Raw genomic sequence first — 24,712 nt, forward strand, 5'->3', positions numbered from 1 at the left:
GAAAAAAACGACCGCTCTTTTGGTTGCGAAAAAGAGCGGTCGGAAATTTTAGTATTTTACCAACGGACAATTAACGAATAATGCCACGTTTGGAACGTTTGAAGAATTCGACGAAGAAACTGATTGCCGATTCGCTTTCTGCAATCTGTTCAATTTCCGGCATCACTTCTTCTAAGGTTTTGCCGCTACGATAAATCATTTTGTAAACATTACGGATAGTGTGCATGGTTGGCTTATCAAAACCACGGCGTTTTAAGCCTTCAATATTCACACCGAATGGTTGCGCGTGGTTGCCTTGCGCCATCACATAAGGCGGAACATCTTGGCTCACCATAGAACCGCCTCCAAGCATCACGTGCGCGCCTACCACGACAAACTGATGAATTGCCGACATACCGCCGACAATAACGAAATCATCTAATTCCACGTGACCTGCAAGGGTCGCATTGTTGGCTAAAATACAACGGTTTTTGATGACACAATCGTGCGCCACATGGACGTTAATCATAAACAGGTTGTCATCACCGATTTTGGTTACGCCACCGCCTTGTACGGTACCGCGATGAATGGTCACACTTTCGCGAATACGATTGCGATTACCAATAACTACACGGGTTGGTTCACCCTGGTATTTCAGATCTTGGTTCACTTCACCAATACTGGCAAATTGATAAATTTCATTATCTTTGCCGATTTTCGTATTACCGTTAATCACCACGTGAGAATGAACCACTGTACCTTTTCCAATCTCAACCCCTTTACCAATAATAGTAAATGGTCCGATGACAACGTTCTCACCGATTTTGGCCCCTTCTTCAACAATGGCTTGAGGATGAATTTTTGCGGTTGGGTGAATCATATTAGTCCCCTTATTTTAGTATTTATACGACGCGTGATTATGCGACACGACGGGCGCACATTAATTTAGCTTCACACGCAACCTCACCATCAACGGAGGCTGTTGCGGTAAACGCAGTAATACCACGACGTTCTTTAATCACTTCAACGTGTAACACCATTTGATCACCCGGCACAATTGGACGTTTAAAGCGAGCTTCATCAACACCAGCGAAATAGAAAATTTCACCGCCAGCCAACTCATGGGTTTTAAACGCCAAGATCCCCATGGCTTGCGCCAATGCCTCAAGAATTAATACCCCCGGTAAAATCGGATTGCCCGGGAAATGCCCAGTAAAGCAAGGTTCATTCACACTGATGTTTTTAATTGCAGTTAACCACTTGCCTTCTTCAAAATTGATGACTCGATCCACCAATAAAAACGGATAGCGATGTGGCAATAATTGCATGATTTCGTGGGCTTCGATAATTCTTGAGGTTTGTTTAGTCACAGGGTTACCTTTTAATACTAAATAATGAATAAAAAATATGCGTGAAATTATACGTTATTTCACGCATTAAATGAACTGCATAACGTAGCTCATCTATTTTAATTTTTTCTCAAGCGCTTTAACACGTTTGTTTAAGCCGTCAATACCAAGAGTTAACGCAGCGGTTTTGCGCCATTCTTTATTAGTTTGTAACGGAATACCGGAAGAATATACGCCCGGTTCAGTAATTGGACGCATTACCATGCTCATGCCGGTAATAGTGACTTGATCACAAATTTCCATATGCCCGTTAATTACACTGGCGCCACCGATTAAACAATAACGACCAACAGTTAAACTGCCCGCCATAATCACACCACCGGCAACCGCTGTTCCCGTGCCAATATGCACGTTGTGGGCGATTTGGCAAAGATTGTCGATAATCACATTATCTTCAATCACCGTAGCATCTAATGCACCTCTGTCAATACAGGTACAAGCACCAATTTCCACATGATTACCAATAATCACTTGACCGACCTGAGGAATCTTAATCCATTTACCACGCTCATTGGCATAACCAAAACCATCGCTTCCAATCACAGCGCCAGATTGAATCAAACAGTGTTGTCCGATTAATACATCGTGATAAACCGACACATTTGCCCAAAGTTGAGTATTGGCACCAATTTTAGTGTTTTTGCCAACAAAGCAATTTGCCCCAATGACCACGTTATCACCCAATTCCACACCACTTTCAATAACGGTATTGGCTCCAATGGAAACATTGTCCCCTAAAAAAACGTCGTCAGAAATGACCGCACTTTTGGCGATACCGGATGCGGCTTTCGGAGTGCTGTCCATATATTGAGCCAATTTGGCATAAGCTACATAAGGATCTTTAACGATAAGCAAATTGCTTTCTGGTGAACAAAACTCCACATCTGCCTCAGAAACCACAAGAATACCTGCATGGGAATGAGCTAATTTTTCACGGAATTTGGCATTAGAAATGAAAGTAAGTTGATGTTCGTTGGCTTTATCTAGAGAGGCGATATTACTTACAACAACATCGGCGTTACCACGAATGGTAGCGCCGACTTGTTGAGCTAGTTCGAAAAGAGAATAAGTTCTCATTATTTCGCCTGTGCCGGAATGGCTTTTAAGACTTCTTCAGTGATGTTTTTGCCGTCAGCAGCATATACCACAGAACGATCATCAAGCACTAAAGTGTAGTTTTTTTGTTTCGCTACGTTATTAGTTGCAGTTTGAATGCTAGCAACCATTTTTGACGTTTCTTCGTTTTCACGTTTCGCGTAGCTGTCTTGGAATTCTTTTGCTTTTTTATCATGTTCTGCAATTAATTTATTAATAGCAGTTTGTTCATCATTAGCAAATTTATTAATCTCATCTTCACGCTTTTTAATATCGGCAGAACGCAATTTCGGTGCATCTTTTTGTAAAGCAGCTACCTTCGCGTCTACTTTTTTCTGTACATCGGCAATTTTTGCATCAATTTGCTTTTTATTTTCCGCCAGCTTATCTGCGGTTGGTTTGAATTCAGATTCTAATTTATCAGCGATAGCTTTACGATCCGGATGATTTTGGAAAAGATACTCAGCGCTAACAAACGCAATATTTTCTTCTGCCATGGCTAAAGAAGAAGTGAATACTAAAGCTAAAGAAAGCGCGGTCAATTTTACTACTTTTTTCATTTGTCTATTTTCCTTTTGGTAAGTTAAATATTAAATCCTTCTGTGCCAATTTCTTGGCACAGATATTTTTTTTAGAGTGTATGTGATCATATAAGTTCATCCAATTAGAAAGAACCGCCAATACTGAACTGGAATTGCTCGATATCGTCGTTTTCGTATTTCTTCACCGGTTTTGCATAAGAGAAAACTAATGGACCAATTGGTGATTGCCATTGGAAAGCAACGCCAGCAGAAGCACGAACTCGTGAAGGATCACCATAATCAGGCAAATTCAAATTCGCAAATTTAGATTTTTCAGTTTTCCAGTGTGTATCCCAAACACTCGCCGCATCAACAAAGAATGAGGTACGTACGGCGTTTTGGTTTTTCTCTGCCACAAACGGCGTCGGCACGATTAATTCTACACTAGCAGATGCCATGGCATTCCCCCCTACGATATCACCATTCACTAAGTTATAACAGGAAGATTGTGTACTAACACCAGCGATACTACAAACTTTTGGATTGATATAAATCGCTTGTGGTCCAACTGCGCCATAAGCGAAACCGCGTAAGCTACCGATACCACCGGCAGTGTAGGTTTGGTAGAACGGTAAACGCTTACCGCCGAAACCGTTAGCATACGCAGCACCTAAACGGCCGGATAAAACCCAAGTCTGGTCACGATTAAGCGGATAGAAACCTTGCACATCGGCATTGAATTTATAATATTTATTGTCAGAACCCGGAATGGTCACCTTACCGCCAATAGAGGCTTTAACACCTTTAGTCGGTAAGAAACCACGATTTAAACTGTTATAGTTCCAACCGAAGGAAACATCATAATCGTGAGATTTGAAAGTCCATTCTTTATAATTCATCGACGCTAAATACAACGCACGATTATATTCAGGCGTAATATTTTTTAATTTGTTATAGGCATAACCGACACCAATGTAATACGCGTTATTTTCATTGACCGGAAAACCTAACGTTAAATTGCCACCGTAGGTCGTACGTGCATAAGAGGCTGAAGTCGAGTTTTTAGAGTTATCGTATCTTTCAAAGAATACGTTACCACCTAAGCTCACACCGTCTTTGGTAAAATACGGTTCGTTATAACCCAAGTTGACACTAGTACCATAGTCATTACGGGAACCCGCCAAACTAAGGGAAGACCCCATTCCCAAGAAGTTGTCTTGTTTAATGCTAGCCTGATAACTTAAACCACTTTCCGTACCATAACCCACACCGAAGTTAATACTACCGGTATTGCGTTCTTTAACTTTATAAATCACATCTACTTCATCGTTACTGCCTTGTACCGGTTCTGTACGACTTTCAACAGACTCAAAAAATCCTGTACGATCTAACCGCACTTTACCTAATTCAACTAAATCAGTAGATAACCAGCTACCCTCTTGCTGACGCATTTCCTGACGCAAAGTACTGTCGGCACTTACAGTGTTACCTTCAAAGCGAATTTGACGTACGGAAAGACGTTTACCCGCATCAACAACGAAACTTAAACCAACGGTTTTTTCTTCATCATTAAAGTCTGGTTGTACATTAACTTGTGCACTACCGTAACCACGCTCACCCAAGGTCGATTTAATGCTGTCTTCAACAGCTTGAATATCGCTCCGACGGAATTCTTCACCGATGTGAATTTGTTTTAGCAATAGTGCCAACTCATCCCGCATACCACCTACATCACCGACGATACGGGCACTTTTTACCGTATATTTCTCACCTTCGGAAACATCTACGGTAACGCGAGCTTCAGTTTTTTCATCGTTTAATTGCACATCACTATTGACGATTCTTGCCTTAGCATAACCTCGGTCCAAATAATAATTTTGAATCGTTTCTAGATCTTTAGAGAATTGAGTTGAATCGAATTTATTGCCGAAAAGTTTCCACCACGCATCCGGCTGAAGTTCCATTTGTTCTTGTAACGTATCACTGTCAAATACGTTATTGCCATTAAAAGTAATACCTTTTAATAACGCAACATCATTTTCTTTAATTTGAATTTTGACTTCTGCACGGTTGTTTGGAAGCGGGTTAACGATAGTTTCCACTTTGGCGTTATAACGCCCAACACTGTGATAATGTTCTTCTAGACTTTTACGGAAGACTTCCAATTTCTCACGATTAAGCACATCACCTTTTTGGAAACCGTTAGCATTTAAATTTTGTTTTAATGCTTCATCCGGAATAGTTTTATTACCATCAAGCACTACATCAGAAATAATAGCTTTGGGAATAACGGAAATGATTAATGTATTGCCTTGGTGTGAAGCTTTAACATCTTCATATTGACCGCTTAAAAATAGACTACGCACAATATTGGCAATATTCGAATCATTGACTTTTTGTCCGATTTTCACCGGTAAAGCAGCAATAATATTATCCTCACTACCTGCTTGAACACCATCAACACGAATATCCTGAACCACAAAAGAATCAGCAAAGGCTGCTGTTGAACCAAATAAAAGGCTTGCAATTAAGAGTTTTTTCATCGTAAATTTTATCCTGTATAAAATACTCAATTAGTTATAAACGTAAAAAATCATTAATCAGTCCAAATCCCATTAACATCAATAACAAGACAGCACCAATTCGATAACTCACATTCTGCACATGCTCGGAAATCGGTTTTCCTTTAAACGCTTCCATTACTAAAAAAACGAGATGTCCACCATCTAGCACCGGCAATGGAAATAAATTCATAATACCCAAATTAACGCTAATTAATGCCATAAAACTTAGGTAATAAATCAAGCCAATTTCAGAAGATGCACCTGCACCTTTTGCAATAGAAATCGGGCCACCTAAATTATTCAAAGACAAATCACCGGTAATTAATTTTCCGATGACTTTAATCGCTAACCAAGAGAGTTGAAAGGTCTTTTCTGCCCCTTTCAGTAAGGATTCGAGCATATCATACTTTAATTCAGTACGATATTCATCAGCCACCAGATAAAAAGTAGGAGAAATTCCCACAAACCAGCGTTTTTTATCATTGAACTCAGGTGTAATCGTTTTATCTAACCATACGCCATTACGCTCCACTTTAAGGCTTAATGGCTTACCTTCTTGAACCTTTTCGACAAATGCTTGCCACTCAATATTACTGTTATCCGACCAGTAAAGTTTATCACCTTTCAATAAGCCTTCTTTTTCCGCTGGTGAATTTTCGCTAACCTTAGATAGCGTCATATCCGCTTTACTTCTAACCGGTAAAATACCTAATGAACCGAAGGCACTTTCTTTCTCAGGATCAAACGTCCAGTTGGACAAATCTAAAGTTTTATGCTGTTCAATGTTGGAACCAAACTCAATCAACGTCAAATCGACTTTACTATCACCTAATTTTGTCGCTAACAACATATTGATGGTTTCCCAATCAGGGGCAGCAACACCATCGACTTCAGTAATTTGATAATTCGGTTGCACTTGTGCTAACGCGGCAATAGATTGAGGTCGAACCTCATCGATCACCGGCTTAATACTCGGAATCCCAATCGAATAAACAAGAAAATAAGCAAAAATAGCAAATAAGAAATTAGCTAACGGACCAGCGGCAATAATAAATGCGCGTTGTGCTACGGTTTTATGATCAAAGGCTTGTGATTTTAATGCTGAAGGCACATCTTCATTGCGCCCGTCCAGCATTTTGACATAGCCTCCGAGAGGGATTGCCGACACTGCAAATTCGGTACCTGTTTTATCGGTACGTGACCAAATGACTTTACCAAATCCAATAGAAAAACGATGGACTTTTACACCGCACTTTCGGGCTGCCCAAAAATGACCGTATTCATGTACAGTCACTAAAACGGCAATAACAATCAAAAATGAAACGGTTGACCATAAAAATGACATGACTAATTCCTATAACACAAAGAAGTAGAAACACGCAAAGAACGGTACGGCCGCAGTCAAGCTATCAATACGATCCAAAATACCGCCATGCCCTGGAATTAAATTGCTACTATCTTTGATACCACTTTGGCGTTTAAACATACTTTCAGTTAAATCGCCTAAAATAGAAATTGCTACTGTCGCCACAGACAAGCCAATAAAGGCTTCAGGTGAAACATTTGAAGTCAAACTTTGTTGTGCCACATTAACAAAAATTGCAGCAACTATGCCTGCCATCACCAAACCGCCAATAGCACCTTGCCAAGATTTTCCCGGTGACACTTTCGGTGCCAATTTGTGTTTACCGAATTTACGCCCCACAAAATAAGCGCCGGAATCCGCCACCCAAACCAGAATAAACACATATAACAACAGCATAATGCCGTGGTAAGGTTCTGTCACATAACGATCTAAACGTAGCAATAATACGCCAATTAAAAACGGAATAAGCGTGAAGAAACAGAAGAAGAATTGCAAGACGGAATGCTTGCCCCAAATGGCACTACTTTTCGGGTAGGTCACTACAAAAAATAGCGCGACTAACCACCAAATAACAGAGCCGAATAAAATCGGTTGGGCATAATGCTCAAACACACGACCAACATCTAAGTAATTGCCTTCACCATAAATCCAAAGGAATAAAAAGGCTGCACTTAAGCCTGTAATTGCGTAGCGCCAAAAAGTCAGTTGTTTGAAATTAAAAAACTGCGTCCATTCCCAAATACCCAACACCACAATCACGCCCAATGCAAGAGCAAAATAATAAGGTGAAAATAAAAATAAAGCGGCAAAGACAATAGCAATTAACACAATTGCCGAAATAACCCGTTGTTTGAGCACAATATATTCCTCTATTATTCAGTCCCGCCAAAACGACGATGACGTTGTTGATAAGATAAAATCGCCTGATGAAATTCAGTTTCATTAAAATCCGGCCACAGCACATCGGAAAAATACAGTTCCGCATAGGCCGCTTGCCACAATAAAAAATTGCTAATACGTTGTTCACCGCTAGTACGAATCAATAAATCCACTTCCGGTTCATCTTTGGTAACCAAATGTTGCTGCAATAAAACTTCGTCAATTTCCGTCACAGTAAGCCGTTGTTCTTGTACCTGCTGGGCTAACTGTTGCGCCGCCTGTACAATGTCCCAACGTCCGCCATAATTGGCAGCAATATTTAAAGTAAGTGCGGTGTTATTTTCCGTTAATTTTTCCGCTTTTTTAATTTTTTCCTGTAAGCCCACACTAAAACGGGAAACATTACCCAAAATTTTCAAACGAATGTTATTTTTATGCAGTTTTTTCACTTCGAAATCAAGCGCCTGCATAAATAAGTTCATCAGTGCGCTAACTTCCTGCTCAGGGCGACTCCAGTTTTCACTACTAAAGGCATAAAGGGTTAAATATTTCACCCCAATTTTGCGTGCATACGAAACAGCCTCACGTACTGCCGCCACACCGTGTTTATGACCAAAAATTCGCATTTTGCCTTGTTGTTTTGCCCAACGGCCATTGCCATCCATAATAATGGCAATATGTTGCGGAATATTATTCGGGTCTAATTCAGTCATATTCAATTCTCATTAAGCAATCATTTAGACCAATGTACAAGTTGCTTTTGGGCACATTCCCGAGCCATACGATCCACGTCTAATACATCATCAATTTGTTTGATTAGCTGTGGCTGAATTTGTTCCACTACCACCTGATTAAGTTTGGCAATATCGGTAAATTTAATTTGTCGATCTAAAAACGCCTGCACCGCTATTTCATTCGCGGCATTCATTGCCGTGGTGGCGTATTGCCCTTCTGCAAAAACATCCATAGCGAGTTTTAAACAAGGATAACGTTGATAATCAGGAGCAAGAAATGTCAGGCCATTGAGTTGGTAAAAATCTAATGAAGCCACACCGGAAATAATACGATTCGGGTACGCCATTGTTTCAGCGATTGGCGTACGCATATCGGGATTTCCCATTTGAGCAATCACAGAACCATCAATATAACGCACCATAGAGTGAATAATGGATTGCGGGTGAATAATCACTTCCATTTCGTCGGCTGTCGCATTAAATAACCAACGGGCTTCAATATACTCTAAACCCTTGTTCATCATCGTTGCGGAATCCACGGAGATTTTCTTACCCATAGACCAGTTCGGATGCGCCACTGCTTGTTCCGGCGTAATGCCATCAAATTCGCTTAAATCCGTATAACGGAAAGGCCCACCGGAACCGGTCAACACGATTTTACTGATGCCCAGTTCTGCTAACGGACAAAAACCAATTTGTTGCTGTGCCTGTGGTGGCAAGGATTGGAAAATCGCGTTGTGTTCACTGTCCACCGGCAATAATTGCGCGCCATGTTGCTTCACCGCATCAATAAAAATCTGACCGCAAGTCACCAAGGCTTCTTTATTCGCCAGCAACACTTTTTTTCCCGCTTGCACGGCCGATAACGTTGGTAATAAACCTGCCGCACCAACAATTGCCGCCATAACCATATCCGCATCGGGGTGTGCGCTTAATTCGCAAATGGCTTGTTGACCGGCTAACACGTGGGTTGGAATTTGATGAGCTATTAATTTTTCGCGCAATATTTTCGCGGCGTTTTCATCTGCTAATGCAGCAAAGTGCGGTCGAAATTTCACGCATTTTTCAAACATAGCGTCAACATTGCCCCCCCCGACTAAAGCAAACGCCTCATACTTTTCCGGATTGTGTTCAATCACAGAAAGCGTGCTATTACCAATAGAACCGGTGGCACCAAGAATGACGACGTTTTGTTTATTTTGCATAAAATTTTGACCGCACTTTCCCCTACGAAGCATAAAAATACACATCAAACAGAGGGGCGTTTACATAAGAAAAGACGCAGTAAAGCACTGCGTCCGCATTAATTCATTATTGATGATTAGAAATCAAGCAATTCTTTTTCTTTATCAGCCAACACATCATCTACTTTTTTAATGAAACCGTCGGTTAATTTTTGAATAACCTCTTCGGCTTTATGCTGATCGTTTTCGCTGATTTCTTTGTCTTTCAACAAGGCTTTGATTTTATCGTTAGCATCGCGACGAACATTACGAATGGCCACTTTACCTTGTTCACCTTCGGCTTTCACAATTTTAATCAAATCACGGCGACGTTCTTCTGTTAACGGCGGAAGCGGTACTCGAATGGTTGTTCCCGCAGAAGACGGATTCAAACCTAAATCAGACGTTAAAATGGCTTTTTCTACCGCTTGAATCAATGAGCGATCGAACACGGTTACCGCTAAAGTACGCGCGTCTTCCGCCACCACGTTAGCTAATTGACGTAACGGCGTTGCAGAACCGTAATAATCCACTTGAATAGCATCCAACAAACTTGGTTGCGCACGGCCGGTACGGATTTTGGCGATATGGCCTTTTAAAGCTTCAAGACTTTTTTCCATACGTTCTTCGGCATCTTGTCTAATTTGATTAATCATTCGACTTTCCTTTTCAGTAAATAAAGATAAAACGGCGTGATTTTACTGGATTTTTGTAAATTTTTGAATCTCTTTCTTCTGAAAATACCATTTTTAAGAACAAATTTTTGTCTTTGATAAATAGAAAAGTACAATCGTATTTTATCTATACAAAAAAATGGTAGAAATCATTTATTTCTACCGTTTTTATTTTCCTCGCTAAATTCAGCTTAACAAATTGTGGTGCCTTCATCGGTACCAAGAATCACTTGGCGTAATGCGCCCGGTTTCCCCATATTGAAAACCCGAATCGGCAAGCCGTGGTCGCGGGCAAGAGTGAAGGCTGCTAAATCCATTACTTTTAATTCTTTATCGATAACTTCTGCATAGGTTAAATTTTTATACAGTTTGGCATTAGCATTTTTAGCCGGATCGCAATCATACACACCGTCCACTTTAGTGGCCTTTAACACCACGTCCGCTTCAATTTCAATCCCGCGCAAACACGCAGCCGAGTCTGTAGTAAAGAAAGGACTGCCGGTGCCCGCGGAGAAAATTACGACGCGTTTTTCACGCAACATTTTGATGGCTTCTGACCAGTTGTAAGTATCGCAAATGCCATTTAACTGGAACGCGGACATTAATTTTGCATTTACATCGGCACGGTGAAGAGCGTCCCGCATCGCCAAACCGTTCATCACAGTAGCCAACATCCCCATATGGTCACCTACCACGCGGTTCATACCGGCTTTAGCAAGTTTAGCGCCACGGAATAAATTACCGCCACCTAACACAACACCAACTTCCACGCCCATTTCAATGAGCTCCTTAATTTCTAACGCCATTCTATCCAAAATGGAAGGATCGATACCGAATCCTTCGTCGCCTTGCAAGGCTTCACCACTAAGTTTTAACAGAATTCTTTTATAAATCGGCTTGCTCATATTTTTCCCTTTTGTGTTAACAAAAATTGGCTCATTCTACTGGATCTTGCCTATGCTGTGAAGCGAATGGCAGAAAATCATCTAAAAAACGACCGCACTTTACAGAGGCAAAATTATTGACGAGGTAAAGTGCGGTCGATTTTAGGAGCATTTTTTAACTAAGCAAAACTCCACAGCAACAACGCTAATAACTGAGGTGAAATGATCCGCAAGAACATGGCAAGCGGATACACCGTGGCATAGGACAATGCCGCCGCACCATTTTCTTCTTTTATTGCATTGGCAAAAGCTAACGCCGGTGGATCGGTCATAGAGCCGGCCAGTACGCCACACAGAGACAGGTAATTCAGTTTGCTGTATAAACGGGCAATAATTCCAGTAACCAGCAATGGTACCAAAGTGATAATCACACCGTAGCCCATCCATTCTAAGCCGTCACCGTTTAATAATGTATCAAGGAAACTGCCACCGGATTTTAACCCCACCACAGCCAAGAACAGCACAATACCTAATTCACGCAATGCAAGGTTGGCACTTGGCGGCATGAACCAATACAGTTTGCCCAAGGTACCAATACGCGCCAAAATTAACGCAATGACTAGCGGTCCGCCTGCTAAACCTAATTTTAACGCCACAGGGAAGCCGGGAATGTAGAAAGGAATGGAACCGAACAGCACACCCAAACCAATACCGATAAATACCGGTAACATTTGTACCTGTTGCAATTTCTGCGCGGCATTACCAATGACGGAAATGGCATTGTTCATGACATCGGTAGGTCCAACCATGTGCAAAACATCACCGAATTGAAGTGTAGTATTGGCGGTAGGCACCAACTCCACCCCGGCACGGTTTAAACGGGAAATAACTACACCGTATCTTTGATGAATGCCCAAGGATTTAATTTTTTTACCCAAGACTTTTTCACTGGTTACCACCACCCGTTCAGCACGAATTTCACTGCCAACCGTGGACGTTGGTACATCCATTTCATCACCGACAATTAAACGCATTTTTTTCAAGGCATTGATTTCGCCGACCAAATGCAAAATGTCATCTAAATAAATTTCCGTGTTAGCTTTCGGTACGCTAATGCTGTCACCTCGTTTTAAACGGGAACATACCACATCTCCCGTACCAAATCCCGGCACATCAATCAAACACAAGCCATCCAGATTCTTGTTAGTGACTTTAATATCCATTGCGGTCAAAGATTCTTTGTCATGCCCACTTTCTTGCTTAAAATTGCGTTCCTCTTCATCAACGTTGACCTTAAAGAACAAACGTATCAACCACATGGAGAGCAAAATACCGCAAATACCAAAAGGGTAAGCCATGGCGTAAGCCATCCCCATGGTTTCTGTGGTGCTGTTCATACCTAATTCAGACAGAATTTGTTGTCCCGCCCCAAGGGAAGGCGTATTGGTGACCGCACCAGAATAAATCCCCAAAATAATATCTAGCGGCACATTAGCCAATTTATGGATGAATACTACCGTTATCCCCCCAAGCAATACGATAAGAAACGCAAAACCGTTCAGTTTTAACCCTGAACGGCGCAAAGAAGAGAAAAACCCCGGCCCCACTTGAATCCCGATGGTGTAAACAAACAGGATCAAACCGAATTCTTGCACAAAATGTAACGTATGCGTATCCAACTTTAGCCCGTACTGATTGGTAAAATGTGCCACAATAATTCCACCGAATAGTACGCCACCGACACCGAATCCCACGCCTTTGATCTTCCAGTGACCAATCCATAAACCGATCACTGCAACCAATGCCAACAAACTGATCGTAATTGCAATGTCGCTCATAGTTACCTCAATTTAAAATTAACTGGAAAAGATTATAACAAGTTGATTTTTAACTTGCTGAGAAAAACCTAAAAAATGTTGCCTCTATCACATTTTTCCTTGCCTAATGAGAAAATCTTTTTAAAATGAACCGCACTTTTGTCTATCGGAATACTTTATGGATTACACTCAAGAGATCATTACATCTTCACTTTGGATCGCCCGCACTCTGGCGCTCACCGTTATTTTCTTCAGTCTCGGCATTTTTCTATTAGTCTGCTTTACCAATTGGGGCAAACAATTTTGGACGTTTGCCGGTGGCTACCTTTCGCCAAAACGTAGTATCAAACCGCTATTATTCTTTGTATTGATCGTTACCCTGACGTTATTTAGCGTACGTCTAAGCTTGGTACATTCCACTTGGTATAACAATATGTATACTTCATTACAGGAATTTAACCAAGCCGTGTTTTGGAAGCAGATAATTTTATTCTGTTTTATTGCAGGCTTTTCCGTAACAGCAGCGTTAATCAGTTATTATTTAAACCAGCGTTTTTCCATTAACTGGATTGAATGGCTGAATACAGAACTCTTAGAAAAATGGATGGATAAGCGTGCTTATTATAAAAGCCAATACATGAGCAACAATCTAGACAACCCGGATCAACGTATTCAACAAGACATACAATCTTATGTCAAAACCACGCTTTCCCTCAGCACCGGCGTCATTGACGCAGTAACCTCCATGATTTCTTACACTATTTTATTATGGGGCTTGGCCGGTCCAATGACCTTGCTTGGTGTAGAAATTCCACGTGCAATGGTCTATTTAGTGTTCGCTTATGTCATTTTCACCACACTTATTGCCTTCTGGCTTGGTAAACCGTTAATTCGCCTTAACTTCGCTAACGAAAAATTAAACGCGAATTATCGTTATTCCTTAATCCGCGTAAAAGAATATGCGGAAAGCGTCGCTTTCTACGCCGGTGAAAAAGTAGAAAAAAACCTGTTATACAAACAATTCCGTGCAGTAATCCAGAATATGTGGGATATCGTGTTCCGGGCATTAAAGTTTTCCGGATTCAACTTGGTAGTTAGTCAGATTTCGGTCGTTTTCCCGTTACTCATTCAAGTAGGTCGCTATTTTGAAAAACAAATTAAACTGGGCGATCTCATGCAAACCTTGCAAGTATTCGGCAAATTACACTCCAATCTCTCTTTCTTCCGTAACACTTACGACAGTTTTGCCGAATACAAAGCAACCTTAGACCGTTTAACCGGCTTCCATTACAGTGTGGAATCCGCACAAAAACAAAGCAAAACCAATATTACCGATCACCCAACGGACGTTATTTTCCAACATCTCAGCGTGAAATCGCCGCTTGGTAAAACACTAATTAACGATCTCAACCTCACTCTGCCGCAAGGAGATTCGTTGCTGATTCAAGGGCAATCCGGTGTGGGTAAAACCACCTTATTACGTACCGTGGCCGGTTTATGGTCTTACGCGCAAGGGGAAATCTTCTGCCCGCAACACAACACCCTGTTCTTGTCACAACGTCCTTATTTACCACAAGGCAACCTGCTCACGGCGCTCTATTATCCCGGCTCTACCGAAAATGCCGATTTTGCCGAAATCAAGCAAGTGTTAGAACAAGTTCAATTGGCACATTTACAAGATCGTTTAGAACAGGAACAAGACTGGACACGTATTCTTTCCCTTGGCGAACAACAACGCTTGGCTTTTGCCCGTTTGTTATTACACAAACCGAAAGTCGCATTCCTTGATGAAGCCAGCGCCAGCTTGGACGAAGGCATGGAACACGCTATGTATCGCTTAATTCGTGATAAATTGCCAAACACCACGATTATCAGCGTGGGGCACCGCTCTACCCTTATTCCATTGCATCAACAGCAACTGGAATTGCGCGTAGATGGAGATTGGGTGTTAAACGCTAATTAGCTTTTGTGACTCTCAACTGTAAAGTGCGGTGGGTTTTCAGATGCCTTTAAAACATTTGAAAAACTCACCGCACTTTTTATGGCTTAAACCAAAAAAGTAGATCTTTTTAGTAAATAAATTTCTGCCAGAATAAAATTTGGCATTAGGCAACAAAATCAGAACATTTCTCTTCAAACAAGAAAAATTTCAAACATTGATACCGATTTAATTTCAAAAAATCAGCAAAAACAGAGAGAAAATGCTGATTTATTATTTGACAGGCTTAATTAAATCCGTAATATGTGGAGCGTTCTATAGATTTTTAACTAGGATTTTTCATGTTTCACTCTGTTTCTTTATCCCTCAACCTGCTGCTCTCACATTCTTTGTGCGGCTAAGTTGTGGATGAAAAACAGTCAAATGTAAAACCCTCAAGATTTAAACCCGCACTCTAACTTGCGGGTTTTTTTGTTTAAAAATACCGTAAAAAACGACCGCACTTTGAGTGATTGAAAGAAGGAAAATGTTATGACAGATCGCGTTATTATTTTTGATACGACCTTGCGTGATGGGGAACAAGCGTTAAAAGCAAGCCTTACCGTAAAAGAAAAATTACAAATTGCCCTTGCTTTAGAGCGTTTAGGCGTGGATGTCATGGAAGTGGGTTTTCCTGTTTCCTCACAAGGGGATTTTGAATCCGTACAAACTATCGCACGCCATATCAAAAATAGTCGTGTCGCGGCACTTTCCCGTGCGGTAGATAAAGACATTGATGCAGCCTACGAAGCCTTAAAAGTGGCGGAAGCTTTCCGTATTCACACCTTTATTGCCAGTTCCGCATTACACGTTGAAGCCAAATTAAAACGCACCTTTGACGATGTGGTTGAAATGGCGGTGGCAGCAGTGAAACGCGCGCGTAACTACACTGATGATGTGGAATTTTCCTGCGAGGACGCAGGGAGAACCGGTATCGACAATATCTGCCGCATTGTGGAAGCGGCAATCAACGCCGGCGCAACTACCGTCAACATTCCCGATACTGTGGGCTACTGCTTACCGATGGAGTACGGCAACATCATCGCTCAAGTACGCAACCGCGTACCAAACATCGACAAAGCCATTATTTCCGTGTACTGCCACAACGACTTAGGCATGGCGACCGCCAACTCTTTAACCGCCGTACAAAACGGCGCGCGCCAAATTGAATGTACCATCAACGGCATCGGCGAACGTGCAGGCAACACTGCATTAGAAGAAGTGGTCATGGCGATTAAAACTCGCCAGGCACTCTTCGGTGTAGACACACGAATTAATACCCAAGAAATTCATCGTGTCAGTCAAATGGTCAGCCAGCTTTGCAACATGCCAATTCAGCCTAATAAAGCGATTGTAGGTTCCAATGCTTTTGCACACTCTTCCGGTATTCACCAAGACGGTATGTTGAAAAACAAAAATACCTACGAAATCATGTCACCGGAAACTATCGGCTTGAAAAAAGAGAAGTTGAACTTAACCGCGCGTTCCGGCCGTGCTGCGGTGAAAGGCCACATGGCCGACATGGGCTACACCGAACAAGATTACGATTTGGATAAATTGTACGATTCCTTCTTAAAATTGGCGGACAAAAAAGGCCAAGTGTTCGATTATGACTTGGAAGCTTTGGCGTTCATTGATATGCAGCAAGGGGATGAAGATCGTTTGGTGTTAGATAAACTCTCTGCACACTCTACTAAAGAATATCCAGCCACTGCTTTTGTTCAAGTAGAATTAGATGGCAAGAAATTAAGCACTTCATCAATTGGTGGTAACGGCCCGGTCGATGCGGTTTACAATGCTATCTTGAACTTAACCGGCTTAGAAATCAAAATGTCTCACTATAACTTAACCGCTAAAGGTGAAGGCGCTGAAGCATTAGGTCAGGTGGATATCGTGGTTGAACATGAAGGCCGTAAATTCCATGGTGTTGGTTTAGCGACAGACATCGTTGAATCTTCCGCGCTTGCTTTAGTGCACGCCATCAATGCAATTTATCGGGCGCATAAGGTAGCAAATATTAAGAATCATAAACATCATTAATCCCTTCGTAGGGACAGGCTTTATGCCTGTCCAATATTAACGAGTAATCGGACAGGCATAAAGCCTGTCCCTACAACTAAATAACAAATAAAGGATAATTCAATATGCAATCATACAACATCGCAGTTCTACCGGGAGACGGTATCGGTCCGGAAGTCATGGCGGAAGCCATTAAAGTATTAAACAAAGTCCAAGAAAAATTCGGTTTCAAACTTAACTTTAACGAGTTTTATGTGGGTGGTGCCGCAATCGATAATTGCGGTTGCCCATTACCTGCAGAAACCTTAAAAGGTTGTGAAGAGGCCGATGCGATTTTGTTTGGTTCTGTGGGCGGCCCTAAATGGACAAATTTACCACCTGATCAACAACCTGAACGCGGTGCATTATTACCATTGCGTAAACACTTCAAATTATTCTGTAACCTTCGCCCGGCAACTCTTTATAAAGGATTGGAAAAATTCTGTCCGTTACGAGCAGATATTGCAGCAAAAGGGTTTGATATGGTGGTTGTACGCGAATTAACAGGCGGGATTTATTTCGGTCAGCCTAAAGGTCGTGAAGGTGAAGGCGCACAAACCAAAGCATTCGATACCGAAGTCTATTACAAATATGAAATCGAGCGCATTGCACGTGCTGCTTTTGATGCGGCAATGAAACGTCGTAAACACGTTACTTCTGTGGATAAAGCGAACGTATTACAAGCGTCAATCTTATGGCGTGAAACCGTGACCGAAGTGGCGAAAGGCTACCCTGAAGTCACCCTAGATCACATTTATATCGACAATGCGACCATGCAGCTCATCAAAGCACCGGAGTCTTTTGATGTACTCCTCTGCTCTAATATTTTCGGCGATATTATCTCTGATGAAGCAGCGATGATCACAGGTTCTATGGGCATGTTGCCATCTGCTAGCTTAAATGAAGAAGGTTTCGGCTTATACGAACCGGCTGGCGGTTCTGCACCGGATATCGCAGGCAAAGGCATTGCCAACCCGATCGCACAAATTCTTTCTGCGGCGATGATGTTCCGTTACAGCTTCAACTTAAACGAAGCCGCGGATGCCATTGAAAATGCGGTACAAAAAGTTTTAGCCAATGGTCACCGTACGGGCGATTTAGCCGATGACGCTGCCCCTGTTTCAACGGCGGAAATGGGTACATTGATTGCTGATGCAATTTAAGTCGCAATCGATAGCGCGTGTCTCCCGACCACAACTGTTCGAAACCTGAGAAAAAGGTAAAATCACCTTATTAACAGAGAGAGGTGAGCGATGAAACTCAGAGAAATCTTAAGCTATATTCCGAAAGAACAGTTAAGAATGTTTGCATTGGAATATCAAGTTGACCGTCAAGTGAAAAAATTAAGCGGTGAAGTGATGTTTTATTTACTGCTATTTTCATCATTAAATGTACGACATAACAGCTTAAGAACATTAGAGCAATTTTACAGTTCTCCGACCTTTACCGGATTATTTGATAAACCGATAAAGCATGCAAAATATAATTCGATTGGCGACCGATTAAGAACCATTAATGCGGATTATTTTAAAGCAATTTTCGAGTCAGTATTAAGTCGATATAGTGACAGTTATTTAAAACCGAAAGATAACATTATCGCTTTTGATTCCACAATCGTGACGCTTTCAAGTAAGTTATTAAAAACGGGAATGAAAGTGGGGAGCTATCAGGGAGTAAACGGAATCAAGTTCAGTGTGGCGTTTTCGAGCGTACCGGTAAAATCAAAACTGTTTACGCAACGGGTTTATTCCTCGGAAGATGTTGCGCTCAAAGAGCTGATTGTAGAATGTCCGTTGAGCCGGGATAATATCTTATTGTTTGATATGGGAATTCAGTCAAGAAATACGTTTGATGAATTTACCGATAAACATTTTACCTTTGTGACCCGGATTCGTGAGATAGCGCGTTATCGGGTCATGAGTGAAAATCCGGTAGAAATCCGGGAGACGGCAAGTATGGTTATACAATCGGATTATAATGTCAGATTATTTAATAAGGAAAATAAAGAAACCCGACATATTTTTCGATTAATTATCGCGAGATTAAAAGAGAAGGATGAAGAGATTTACTTTCTGACAAACCATGCGGATTATTCGGCAACGGAAATAGCTGAGTTATATAAGAGACGTTGGGAAATCGAAGTTTTTTTCAAATTTATTAAGCAACATTTAGACTTCAGCCATTTACTTTCACGTAATGAAAATGGCATGAAAGTGGAGATGTATATGACGTTAATTACGGCGATTTTATTAATTGTTTATAAGAAAGAGAACGGTTTATCCGGTTATAAGATGGCGAAGTTAAAATTAGCCATTGAAATTGAAAGTCTTTTAATTAAAGAGATAGTTTTAATTTGTGGCGGAGACCCAAGCGGGGTTGACCGTCTTTGGGTTCCAAGTTAAGGTTTCGAACAGCTGTGGTCTCCCGACGCGTGCTTATATAAATAAAATTAGGGCACGCGTCAGGAGACGCCGCCATCAATGTCGGAGTCTAGTTATCTGGTACAGCCCTAAAAACAATTAAAGTGCGGTTTAAAACACTGTCAAATTTGACCGCACTTACTACTCTAACGAATTGAGAAAAATTATGGCAAAAACTCTTTACGAAAAATTATTCGATGCCCATGTGGTGTACGAAGCCGAAGGCGAAACGCCGATTTTGTATATCAACCGTCATTTAATCCATGAAGTAACCAGTCCGCAAGCTTTTGATGGGCTACGTGTCGCAGGCCGTCAAGTGCGCCAAGTAAGCAAAACTTTCGGTACCATGGATCACAGTATTTCTACTCAAGTACGCGATGTGAACAAACTTGAAGGCCAAGCAAAAATTCAAGTATTGGAGCTCGCCAAAAACACAAAAGCGACCGGTATTCAATTATTCGACATGACCACAAAAGAGCAAGGCATCGTGCATGTGATGGGGCCTGAGCAAGGCTTAACGTTGCCAGGTATGACGATCGTCTGCGGTGACTCCCACACGGCAACCCACGGAGCCTTCGGAGCTTTAGCATTTGGCATCGGTACCTCCGAAGTAGAACACGTGTTAGCGACACAAACCTTAAAACAAGCCCGTGCAAAAAGCATGAAAATTGAAGTGCGCGGCAAAGTGGCGCCTGGCATTACAGCAAAAGACATTATTCTTGCCATTATCGGTAAAACCACTATGGCGGGCGGCACAGGCCATGTAGTGGAGTTCTGTGGTGAAGCTATTCGAGACCTTTCCATGGAAGGCAGAATGACGGTGTGCAACATGGCAATCGAAATGGGCGCGAAAGCAGGCTTAATCGCACCGGATGAAACCACTTTCGAATACTTAAAAGGCCGTCCACATGCACCGAAAGGTAAGGATTGGGATGATGCTGTCGCTTATTGGAAAACCCTAAAATCTGACGATGATGCGAAATTTGACACGGTGGTGACCTTAGACGCCAAAGATATTGCACCGCAAGTCACTTGGGGCACGAACCCGGGGCAAGTAATCGGTATCGACCAACGAGTGCCGAATCTAACAGAAATGACCGATCCCGTCACTCGCGCTTCTGCTGAAAAAGCCTTGAATTATATTGGCTTAGACGCTAACGCTGATTTAAAAGATATTCCTGTAGATCAGGTATTTATCGGCTCTTGCACGAATGCCCGTATCGAAGATTTACGCGCGGCGGCGGTGATGAAAGGACGCAAAAAAGCCGATAACGTAAAACGCATTTTAGTGGTGCCGGGCTCCAGTTTAGTAAAAGAACAAGCGGAAAAAGAAGGCTTGGATAAAATCTTTATTGAAGCCGGTGCCGAGTGGCGTAATCCGGGCTGTTCCATGTGTTTAGGGATGAACGATGACCGTTTAGGTGAATGGGAACGTTGTGCTTCCACTTCGAACCGTAACTTTGAAGGTCGCCAAGGCCGTAACGGTCGCACTCACTTAGTAAGCCCGGCTATGGCGGCAGCTGCCGGTATGTTCGGTAAATTCGTTGATATTCGTGACGTGACATTAAATTAAGGAGCAGAAAATGGCAGGATTTAAACAACTTTCAGGCTTAGTAGTGCCATTGGATGCCGCGAATGTGGACACAGATGCGATTATTCCAAAACAATTTTTACAAGCCATTACCCGCGTAGGTTTCGGCAAACACTTATTCCACGAATGGCGTTATTTGGATGTAGAAGGCACCAAACCGAATCCGGAATTTGTGCTGAATTACCTACAATATCAGGGGGCGACTATTTTATTAGCACGTAAAAACCTCGGCTGTGGTTCTTCTCGTGAACACGCCCCTTGGGCGCTTGCCGATTATGGTTTCAAAGTGATGATCGCACCAAGTTTTGCGGATATTTTCTATAACAACAGTTTGAACAACCACATGTTACCAATTCGTTTAAGCGAAGAGGAAGTGGAAGAAATCTTCCAATGGGTGTGGGCGAATGAAGGCAAGCCAATTCATGTGGACTTGGAAGCCATGACCATGACCGTGACCGTAGGCGACAAAGTTTATACCTTTGAACTGGATGAATTCCGCCGTCATTGTTTGTTAAACGGCTTGGATAATATCGGTTTAACCCTTCAACACGAAGACAAAATCGCAGAATACGAAAGTAAAATTCCGGCATTCTTGCGTTAACTTTTTCTTACTCGGAAAGCAGATATTCTCTGCGTAAGTAAAAAGGCGGACAATTTGTCCGCCTTCTTTCATAAAAAAACACATCAAAAATGACTCTCCATCGAATCAAGTTCGATTGTTCGCCCTGATGGGGTCGTTGGCAAAGCCAACGTTCAAATCTGTTGGATTTTTTGACCGCACTTTATGTATTTTTTCTTGCCTTAACAAACAATAACACCGGGCGATGTTGTAAATCTTTAAATTCATCCTGCCATTGCGGTTGTTCCGCGAGCATAGGCTCCGCCATTTGCTCAATGTGAAAACCGGCGGAAATCAAGTTGTTGATGATGGTCGCCGTGGTGCGATGATAGGTTGTAAAAGGTTGTTTAAACCAGTTGCGTTGGCGTTCGCCTTCATCACGATAGAAATTCAGCCGATAGGCGAGTTGGTGTTTTTGTGCGTCTTTTTCCCAACGTTCGCCGCCTTGATAACAAGTCACAATGGGATGTTCTTGAGAGAAAATCAATTGCCCGTTTGGCACCAGTTTGTCATGAATTTTTGCTAACAAAGCAGGGAAATCCTGCACATAATGAAAAGCAAAGGAACTGGTGATGACATCAAAATTGCTTTCGTTTAACCGTTCCAGATGTTCCATTGGGGCTTGTTCCAGTAAAAAGTGCGGTCGAAATTCTGCGAGATTTTTTGCCGCCTGTTGCAACATAGCTTGGGACAAATCTATGCCGGCAACAAATGCGGCGCCCCGTTCTAAATAGAGCTTGAGGTGTTCTCCGCAACCACAGCCTAAATCTAAAATACGCTTGCCTGACACGCCGCCGACTAAGCCCAACATGGTGGGCTTTTCAACGATTTCATTTAAGCTGTTCGGGTTGCTACGCAGTTTCTGATACAGTTCGAAAAAACCGTCCTTGTCATACACGCTTTGCTTGTCTTGCATATTACCCTTTGAAGTCGGCAATCCAACCGAACTGCAATGCCACTTGTGCGAAGATATTCAATAACCCGAATAAAATCACGAAATACACCATGAAGTTACCGCCGTGTACGCGATAGGTGGCATTCGGGAATTTTTTACGGCTGGCTTTTGCCAACAACGCCGGCACGATGGCTGCCCAAATCGTGGCGGCTAGCCCTGCATAACCGATGGCGATAACGAAGCCGAACGGGAATTGCAAGCTCAGTAATAACGGCGGTAGGAAAGTGACTAATGTCGTTTTCGTGCGTCCTAAGCGGCTGTCATCAAATTTACACAAGTCAGCGATGTAATCAAATAAGCCTAGGGTTACACCAAGGAAAGAACTGGCGATGGCCATATAGGCAAAGAAATTCAAAACAATGCCGATATAATCGGTTTGGATGTATTTATTCAAGGCTTCTAATAAGGCCGCCACGTCACCGCCTTTGGCGATGACCGGCGCAAATTCGGCGCGCGGTAAGTTACCTTGAACGGCAAGCTGCCACAAAATATAAATAATCAACGCCAAACCGGTACCAAGGAAAATAGATTTCATCACGCGGTTGCCGTCACGATCATAGTATTTCACCAAACTCGGTACGTTGCCGTGGAAACCAAAAGACACCAAACACACCGGAAGTGCGGTCAATATATAAGGTAAATATTGCTGTTCGCCCTGTGCAACAGTATTTAATAAAACATCCATTTTGGCAGAGCTTAATAAACCTGAAGTAGAAAGAAAGAAGGAAATAATCATTCCTCCTATTAATACTGTACTGAAGCGATCAACAGCCTTGGTAGAAAACCACACAAACGCTGCTAAAACAAAACAGAAAACCAAGGAACCTACACTGCGTCCTACTTCCACGTTTTCACCTAATTGATTTAGGAAACTTTCCGTAATGCTGCCGCCAGAAGTGATGTAGGCATACGTTAAAATGTACAGTACAAAGGCGACAGACAAACCATTAATGACGTTCCAGCCTTTGCCTAATAAATCGGTCACAATCGTATCGAAACTGGCGCCGGTCGGATAATGCAAATTGGCTTCTAAAATCATTAAGCCCGAGGTGGTCATACAAAACCAGGTATAAATAAGAATCGCAATAGAACCGAAAAACCAAATACCGGCAGTAGAAGTTGGGTTGGCAAGCATACCGGCACCGATAGCTGTACCAGCGATAATCATGGCGCCACCGAGTAATGAAGGGCGTTTTTGCATTGTCATTGTAATATCCTTTAGTAAAAAATTTGGACTATTATAATAGTACAACTATAAAAGACAACCGCATTTTATCACGCAACGTCCCCTCAACTCGACAAATGAAGCCAATTACGGCTATAATTACGACGTTTATTTAACTCACAAGAAGGAATAACAAATGGGCTTAGAAAGCGTACCAGCAGGTAAAGAATTACCAGATGATATCTATGTTGTCATTGAAATCCCTGCAAACTCAGATCCAATCAAATATGAAGTAGACAAAGAAACCGGCACATTATTTGTCGACCGTTTTATGGCAACTGCCATGTTCTATCCGGCAAACTACGGTTATGTAAACAACACCTTATCTTCTGACGGCGACCCTGTTGACGTATTAGTCCCAACACCGTATCCGTTGCAACCGGGTTCCGTCATTCGTTGCCGTCCTGTGGGCGTGTTGAAAATGACCGATGAAGCCGGTGGTGATGCAAAAGTGGTTGCCGTTCCACACACCAAATTAAGCAAAGAATACGACCACATCAAAGACGTGGGCGATTTACCGGAATTACTCAAAGCACAAATCCAACACTTCTTTGAAAGCTACAAAGCCTTAGAAGCCGGCAAATGGGTGAAAGTCGAAGGATGGGAAGGCGTTGACGCAGCGCGCAAAGAAATCCTTGATTCATTTGAACGTGCGAAAAAATAATTAAAACGATAAAGACACAGACCGCACCGTTAAAAAGTGCGGTCTTTTTTACACACA

21 protein-coding genes are annotated in these 24,712 nt (G+C 42.1%); 7 read left to right on the top strand and 14 right to left on the bottom strand.

Translation table 11 applies throughout. The annotated features are described in order from the left end of the window. Positions 1-70 precede the first annotated feature (70 nt). The 12 genes from lpxA to EL144_RS00405 form a co-directional block, all read right to left on the bottom strand. The gene (gene lpxA, locus EL144_RS00350) at positions 71-859 is read right to left on the bottom strand and encodes an acyl-ACP--UDP-N-acetylglucosamine O-acyltransferase (protein ID WP_005702326.1); all 789 of its coding nucleotides are present in this window, start codon (positions 857-859) and stop codon (positions 71-73) included. 37 nt (positions 860-896) lie between these two features. Next, positions 897-1,349 (bottom strand): 3-hydroxyacyl-ACP dehydratase FabZ, encoded by a 453-nt coding sequence (gene fabZ / locus EL144_RS00355; RefSeq protein WP_005702324.1) that lies wholly within the window; start codon positions 1,347-1,349, stop codon positions 897-899. A gap of 93 nt (positions 1,350-1,442) precedes the next feature. Beyond that, positions 1,443-2,465: a UDP-3-O-(3-hydroxymyristoyl)glucosamine N-acyltransferase gene (gene lpxD, locus EL144_RS00360; RefSeq protein ID WP_005702322.1), complete on the bottom strand. Its 1,023-nt coding sequence runs from the start codon at positions 2,463-2,465 to the stop codon at positions 1,443-1,445. Further along, entirely contained in the window at positions 2,465-3,043 is a 579-nt protein-coding gene (locus tag EL144_RS00365; RefSeq protein WP_005702796.1) for an OmpH family outer membrane protein, read from the bottom strand. Before EL144_RS00365 ends, lpxD begins: the two co-directional genes overlap by 1 nt. A 104-nt stretch (positions 3,044-3,147) precedes the next feature. Next, positions 3,148-5,547 (bottom strand): outer membrane protein assembly factor BamA, encoded by a 2,400-nt coding sequence (bamA, locus tag EL144_RS00370; protein WP_050332618.1) that lies wholly within the window; start codon positions 5,545-5,547, stop codon positions 3,148-3,150. 34 nt (positions 5,548-5,581) lie between these two features. After that, positions 5,582-6,913: a sigma E protease regulator RseP gene (gene rseP, locus EL144_RS00375; protein WP_032994711.1), complete on the bottom strand. Its 1,332-nt coding sequence runs from the start codon at positions 6,911-6,913 to the stop codon at positions 5,582-5,584. A gap of 9 nt (positions 6,914-6,922) precedes the next feature. Then, a complete protein-coding gene (locus EL144_RS00380) occupies positions 6,923-7,792 on the bottom strand; it encodes a phosphatidate cytidylyltransferase (protein ID WP_005702800.1) in 870 nt (289 codons plus the stop codon). A 14-nt stretch (positions 7,793-7,806) separates the two neighbouring features. Next, positions 7,807-8,526, bottom strand: coding sequence for a polyprenyl diphosphate synthase (gene uppS, locus EL144_RS00385; RefSeq protein ID WP_005702802.1), 720 nt, complete (start codon positions 8,524-8,526; stop codon positions 7,807-7,809). Positions 8,527-8,546: 20 nt separating this feature from the next. Beyond that, complete coding sequence (gene ispC / locus EL144_RS00390; RefSeq protein ID WP_232010636.1) at positions 8,547-9,752, bottom strand: 1-deoxy-D-xylulose-5-phosphate reductoisomerase; 1,206 nt, start codon at positions 9,750-9,752, stop codon at positions 8,547-8,549. A gap of 116 nt (positions 9,753-9,868) precedes the next feature. Continuing rightward, positions 9,869-10,426, bottom strand: a complete 558-nt coding sequence (frr, locus tag EL144_RS00395; protein ID WP_005702805.1) for a ribosome recycling factor — start codon at positions 10,424-10,426, stop codon at positions 9,869-9,871. A 209-nt stretch (positions 10,427-10,635) separates the two neighbouring features. Further along, positions 10,636-11,349 (bottom strand): UMP kinase, encoded by a 714-nt coding sequence (gene pyrH, locus EL144_RS00400; protein WP_005702312.1) that lies wholly within the window; start codon positions 11,347-11,349, stop codon positions 10,636-10,638. A 158-nt stretch (positions 11,350-11,507) separates the two neighbouring features. Continuing rightward, positions 11,508-13,166: a putative transporter gene (locus EL144_RS00405; protein ID WP_005702806.1), complete on the bottom strand. Its 1,659-nt coding sequence runs from the start codon at positions 13,164-13,166 to the stop codon at positions 11,508-11,510. Between the two features lie 157 nt (positions 13,167-13,323). Between EL144_RS00405 and EL144_RS00410 the strand changes: the two genes are divergently transcribed. The 6 genes from EL144_RS00410 to leuD all read left to right on the top strand — a co-directional run bounded on the left by EL144_RS00410 (position 13,324) and on the right by leuD (position 21,793). Beyond that, on the top strand, positions 13,324-15,108 hold the full coding sequence (locus tag EL144_RS00410) for an ABC transporter ATP-binding protein/permease (protein ID WP_050332619.1): 1,785 nt from the start codon (positions 13,324-13,326) through the stop codon (positions 15,106-15,108). A gap of 507 nt (positions 15,109-15,615) precedes the next feature. Beyond that, entirely contained in the window at positions 15,616-17,163 is a 1,548-nt protein-coding gene (gene leuA / locus EL144_RS00415; RefSeq protein WP_005702809.1) for a 2-isopropylmalate synthase, read from the top strand. Positions 17,164-17,267: 104 nt separating this feature from the next. Beyond that, positions 17,268-18,344, top strand: coding sequence for a 3-isopropylmalate dehydrogenase (gene leuB / locus EL144_RS00420; RefSeq protein ID WP_005702810.1), 1,077 nt, complete (start codon positions 17,268-17,270; stop codon positions 18,342-18,344). A 90-nt stretch (positions 18,345-18,434) separates the two neighbouring features. Next, a complete protein-coding gene (locus EL144_RS00425; RefSeq protein ID WP_005704768.1) occupies positions 18,435-19,583 on the top strand; it encodes an IS4 family transposase in 1,149 nt (382 codons plus the stop codon). Positions 19,584-19,767: 184 nt separating this feature from the next. Continuing rightward, positions 19,768-21,174 (top strand): 3-isopropylmalate dehydratase large subunit, encoded by a 1,407-nt coding sequence (leuC, locus tag EL144_RS00430; protein WP_005704742.1) that lies wholly within the window; start codon positions 19,768-19,770, stop codon positions 21,172-21,174. A 10-nt stretch (positions 21,175-21,184) separates the two neighbouring features. Further along, entirely contained in the window at positions 21,185-21,793 is a 609-nt protein-coding gene (leuD, locus tag EL144_RS00435) for a 3-isopropylmalate dehydratase small subunit (RefSeq protein ID WP_005704743.1), read from the top strand. Between the two features lie 181 nt (positions 21,794-21,974). On the opposite strand, the gene EL144_RS00440 is transcribed toward leuD, so the two are convergent. Beyond that, complete coding sequence (locus EL144_RS00440) at positions 21,975-22,727, bottom strand: class I SAM-dependent methyltransferase (protein WP_005704745.1); 753 nt, start codon at positions 22,725-22,727, stop codon at positions 21,975-21,977. Position 22,728: 1 nt separating this feature from the next. After that, a complete protein-coding gene (mtr, locus tag EL144_RS00445; protein ID WP_005704747.1) occupies positions 22,729-23,973 on the bottom strand; it encodes a tryptophan permease in 1,245 nt (414 codons plus the stop codon). A 154-nt stretch (positions 23,974-24,127) separates the two neighbouring features. Between mtr and ppa the strand changes: the two genes are divergently transcribed. Beyond that, positions 24,128-24,655, top strand: coding sequence for an inorganic diphosphatase (gene ppa / locus EL144_RS00450; protein WP_005702302.1), 528 nt, complete (start codon positions 24,128-24,130; stop codon positions 24,653-24,655). Positions 24,656-24,712: the final 57 nt, after the last annotated feature.

Source organism: Aggregatibacter aphrophilus ATCC 33389 (assembly GCF_900636915.1).
Lineage (GTDB): Bacteria > Pseudomonadota > Gammaproteobacteria > Enterobacterales > Pasteurellaceae > Aggregatibacter > Aggregatibacter aphrophilus.

What these genes read in the sequence shown, in the direction of transcription:
- lpxA (WP_005702326.1), bottom strand. Translation starts at nt 859, where the DNA reads ATGATTCACCCAACCGCAAAAATTCATCCTCAAGCCATTGTTGAAGAA.
- lpxD (WP_005702322.1), bottom strand. Translation starts at nt 2,465, where the DNA reads ATGAGAACTTATTCTCTTTTCGAACTAGCTCAACAAGTCGGCGCTACC.
- EL144_RS00365 (WP_005702796.1), bottom strand. Translation starts at nt 3,043, where the DNA reads ATGAAAAAAGTAGTAAAATTGACCGCGCTTTCTTTAGCTTTAGTATTC.
- bamA (WP_050332618.1), bottom strand. Translation starts at nt 5,547, where the DNA reads ATGAAAAAACTCTTAATTGCAAGCCTTTTATTTGGTTCAACAGCAGCC.
- rseP (WP_032994711.1), bottom strand. Translation starts at nt 6,913, where the DNA reads ATGTCATTTTTATGGTCAACCGTTTCATTTTTGATTGTTATTGCCGTT.
- uppS (WP_005702802.1), bottom strand. Translation starts at nt 8,526, where the DNA reads ATGACTGAATTAGACCCGAATAATATTCCGCAACATATTGCCATTATT.
- ispC (WP_232010636.1), bottom strand. Translation starts at nt 9,752, where the DNA reads ATGCAAAATAAACAAAACGTCGTCATTCTTGGTGCCACCGGTTCTATT.
- frr (WP_005702805.1), bottom strand. Translation starts at nt 10,426, where the DNA reads ATGATTAATCAAATTAGACAAGATGCCGAAGAACGTATGGAAAAAAGT.
- pyrH (WP_005702312.1), bottom strand. Translation starts at nt 11,349, where the DNA reads ATGAGCAAGCCGATTTATAAAAGAATTCTGTTAAAACTTAGTGGTGAA.
- EL144_RS00405 (WP_005702806.1), bottom strand. Translation starts at nt 13,166, where the DNA reads ATGAGCGACATTGCAATTACGATCAGTTTGTTGGCATTGGTTGCAGTG.
- EL144_RS00410 (WP_050332619.1), top strand. Translation starts at nt 13,324, where the DNA reads ATGGATTACACTCAAGAGATCATTACATCTTCACTTTGGATCGCCCGC.
- leuA (WP_005702809.1), top strand. Translation starts at nt 15,616, where the DNA reads ATGACAGATCGCGTTATTATTTTTGATACGACCTTGCGTGATGGGGAA.
- leuB (WP_005702810.1), top strand. Translation starts at nt 17,268, where the DNA reads ATGCAATCATACAACATCGCAGTTCTACCGGGAGACGGTATCGGTCCG.
- EL144_RS00425 (WP_005704768.1), top strand. Translation starts at nt 18,435, where the DNA reads ATGAAACTCAGAGAAATCTTAAGCTATATTCCGAAAGAACAGTTAAGA.
- leuC (WP_005704742.1), top strand. Translation starts at nt 19,768, where the DNA reads ATGGCAAAAACTCTTTACGAAAAATTATTCGATGCCCATGTGGTGTAC.
- leuD (WP_005704743.1), top strand. Translation starts at nt 21,185, where the DNA reads ATGGCAGGATTTAAACAACTTTCAGGCTTAGTAGTGCCATTGGATGCC.
- EL144_RS00440 (WP_005704745.1), bottom strand. Translation starts at nt 22,727, where the DNA reads ATGCAAGACAAGCAAAGCGTGTATGACAAGGACGGTTTTTTCGAACTG.
- mtr (WP_005704747.1), bottom strand. Translation starts at nt 23,973, where the DNA reads ATGACAATGCAAAAACGCCCTTCATTACTCGGTGGCGCCATGATTATC.
- ppa (WP_005702302.1), top strand. Translation starts at nt 24,128, where the DNA reads ATGGGCTTAGAAAGCGTACCAGCAGGTAAAGAATTACCAGATGATATC.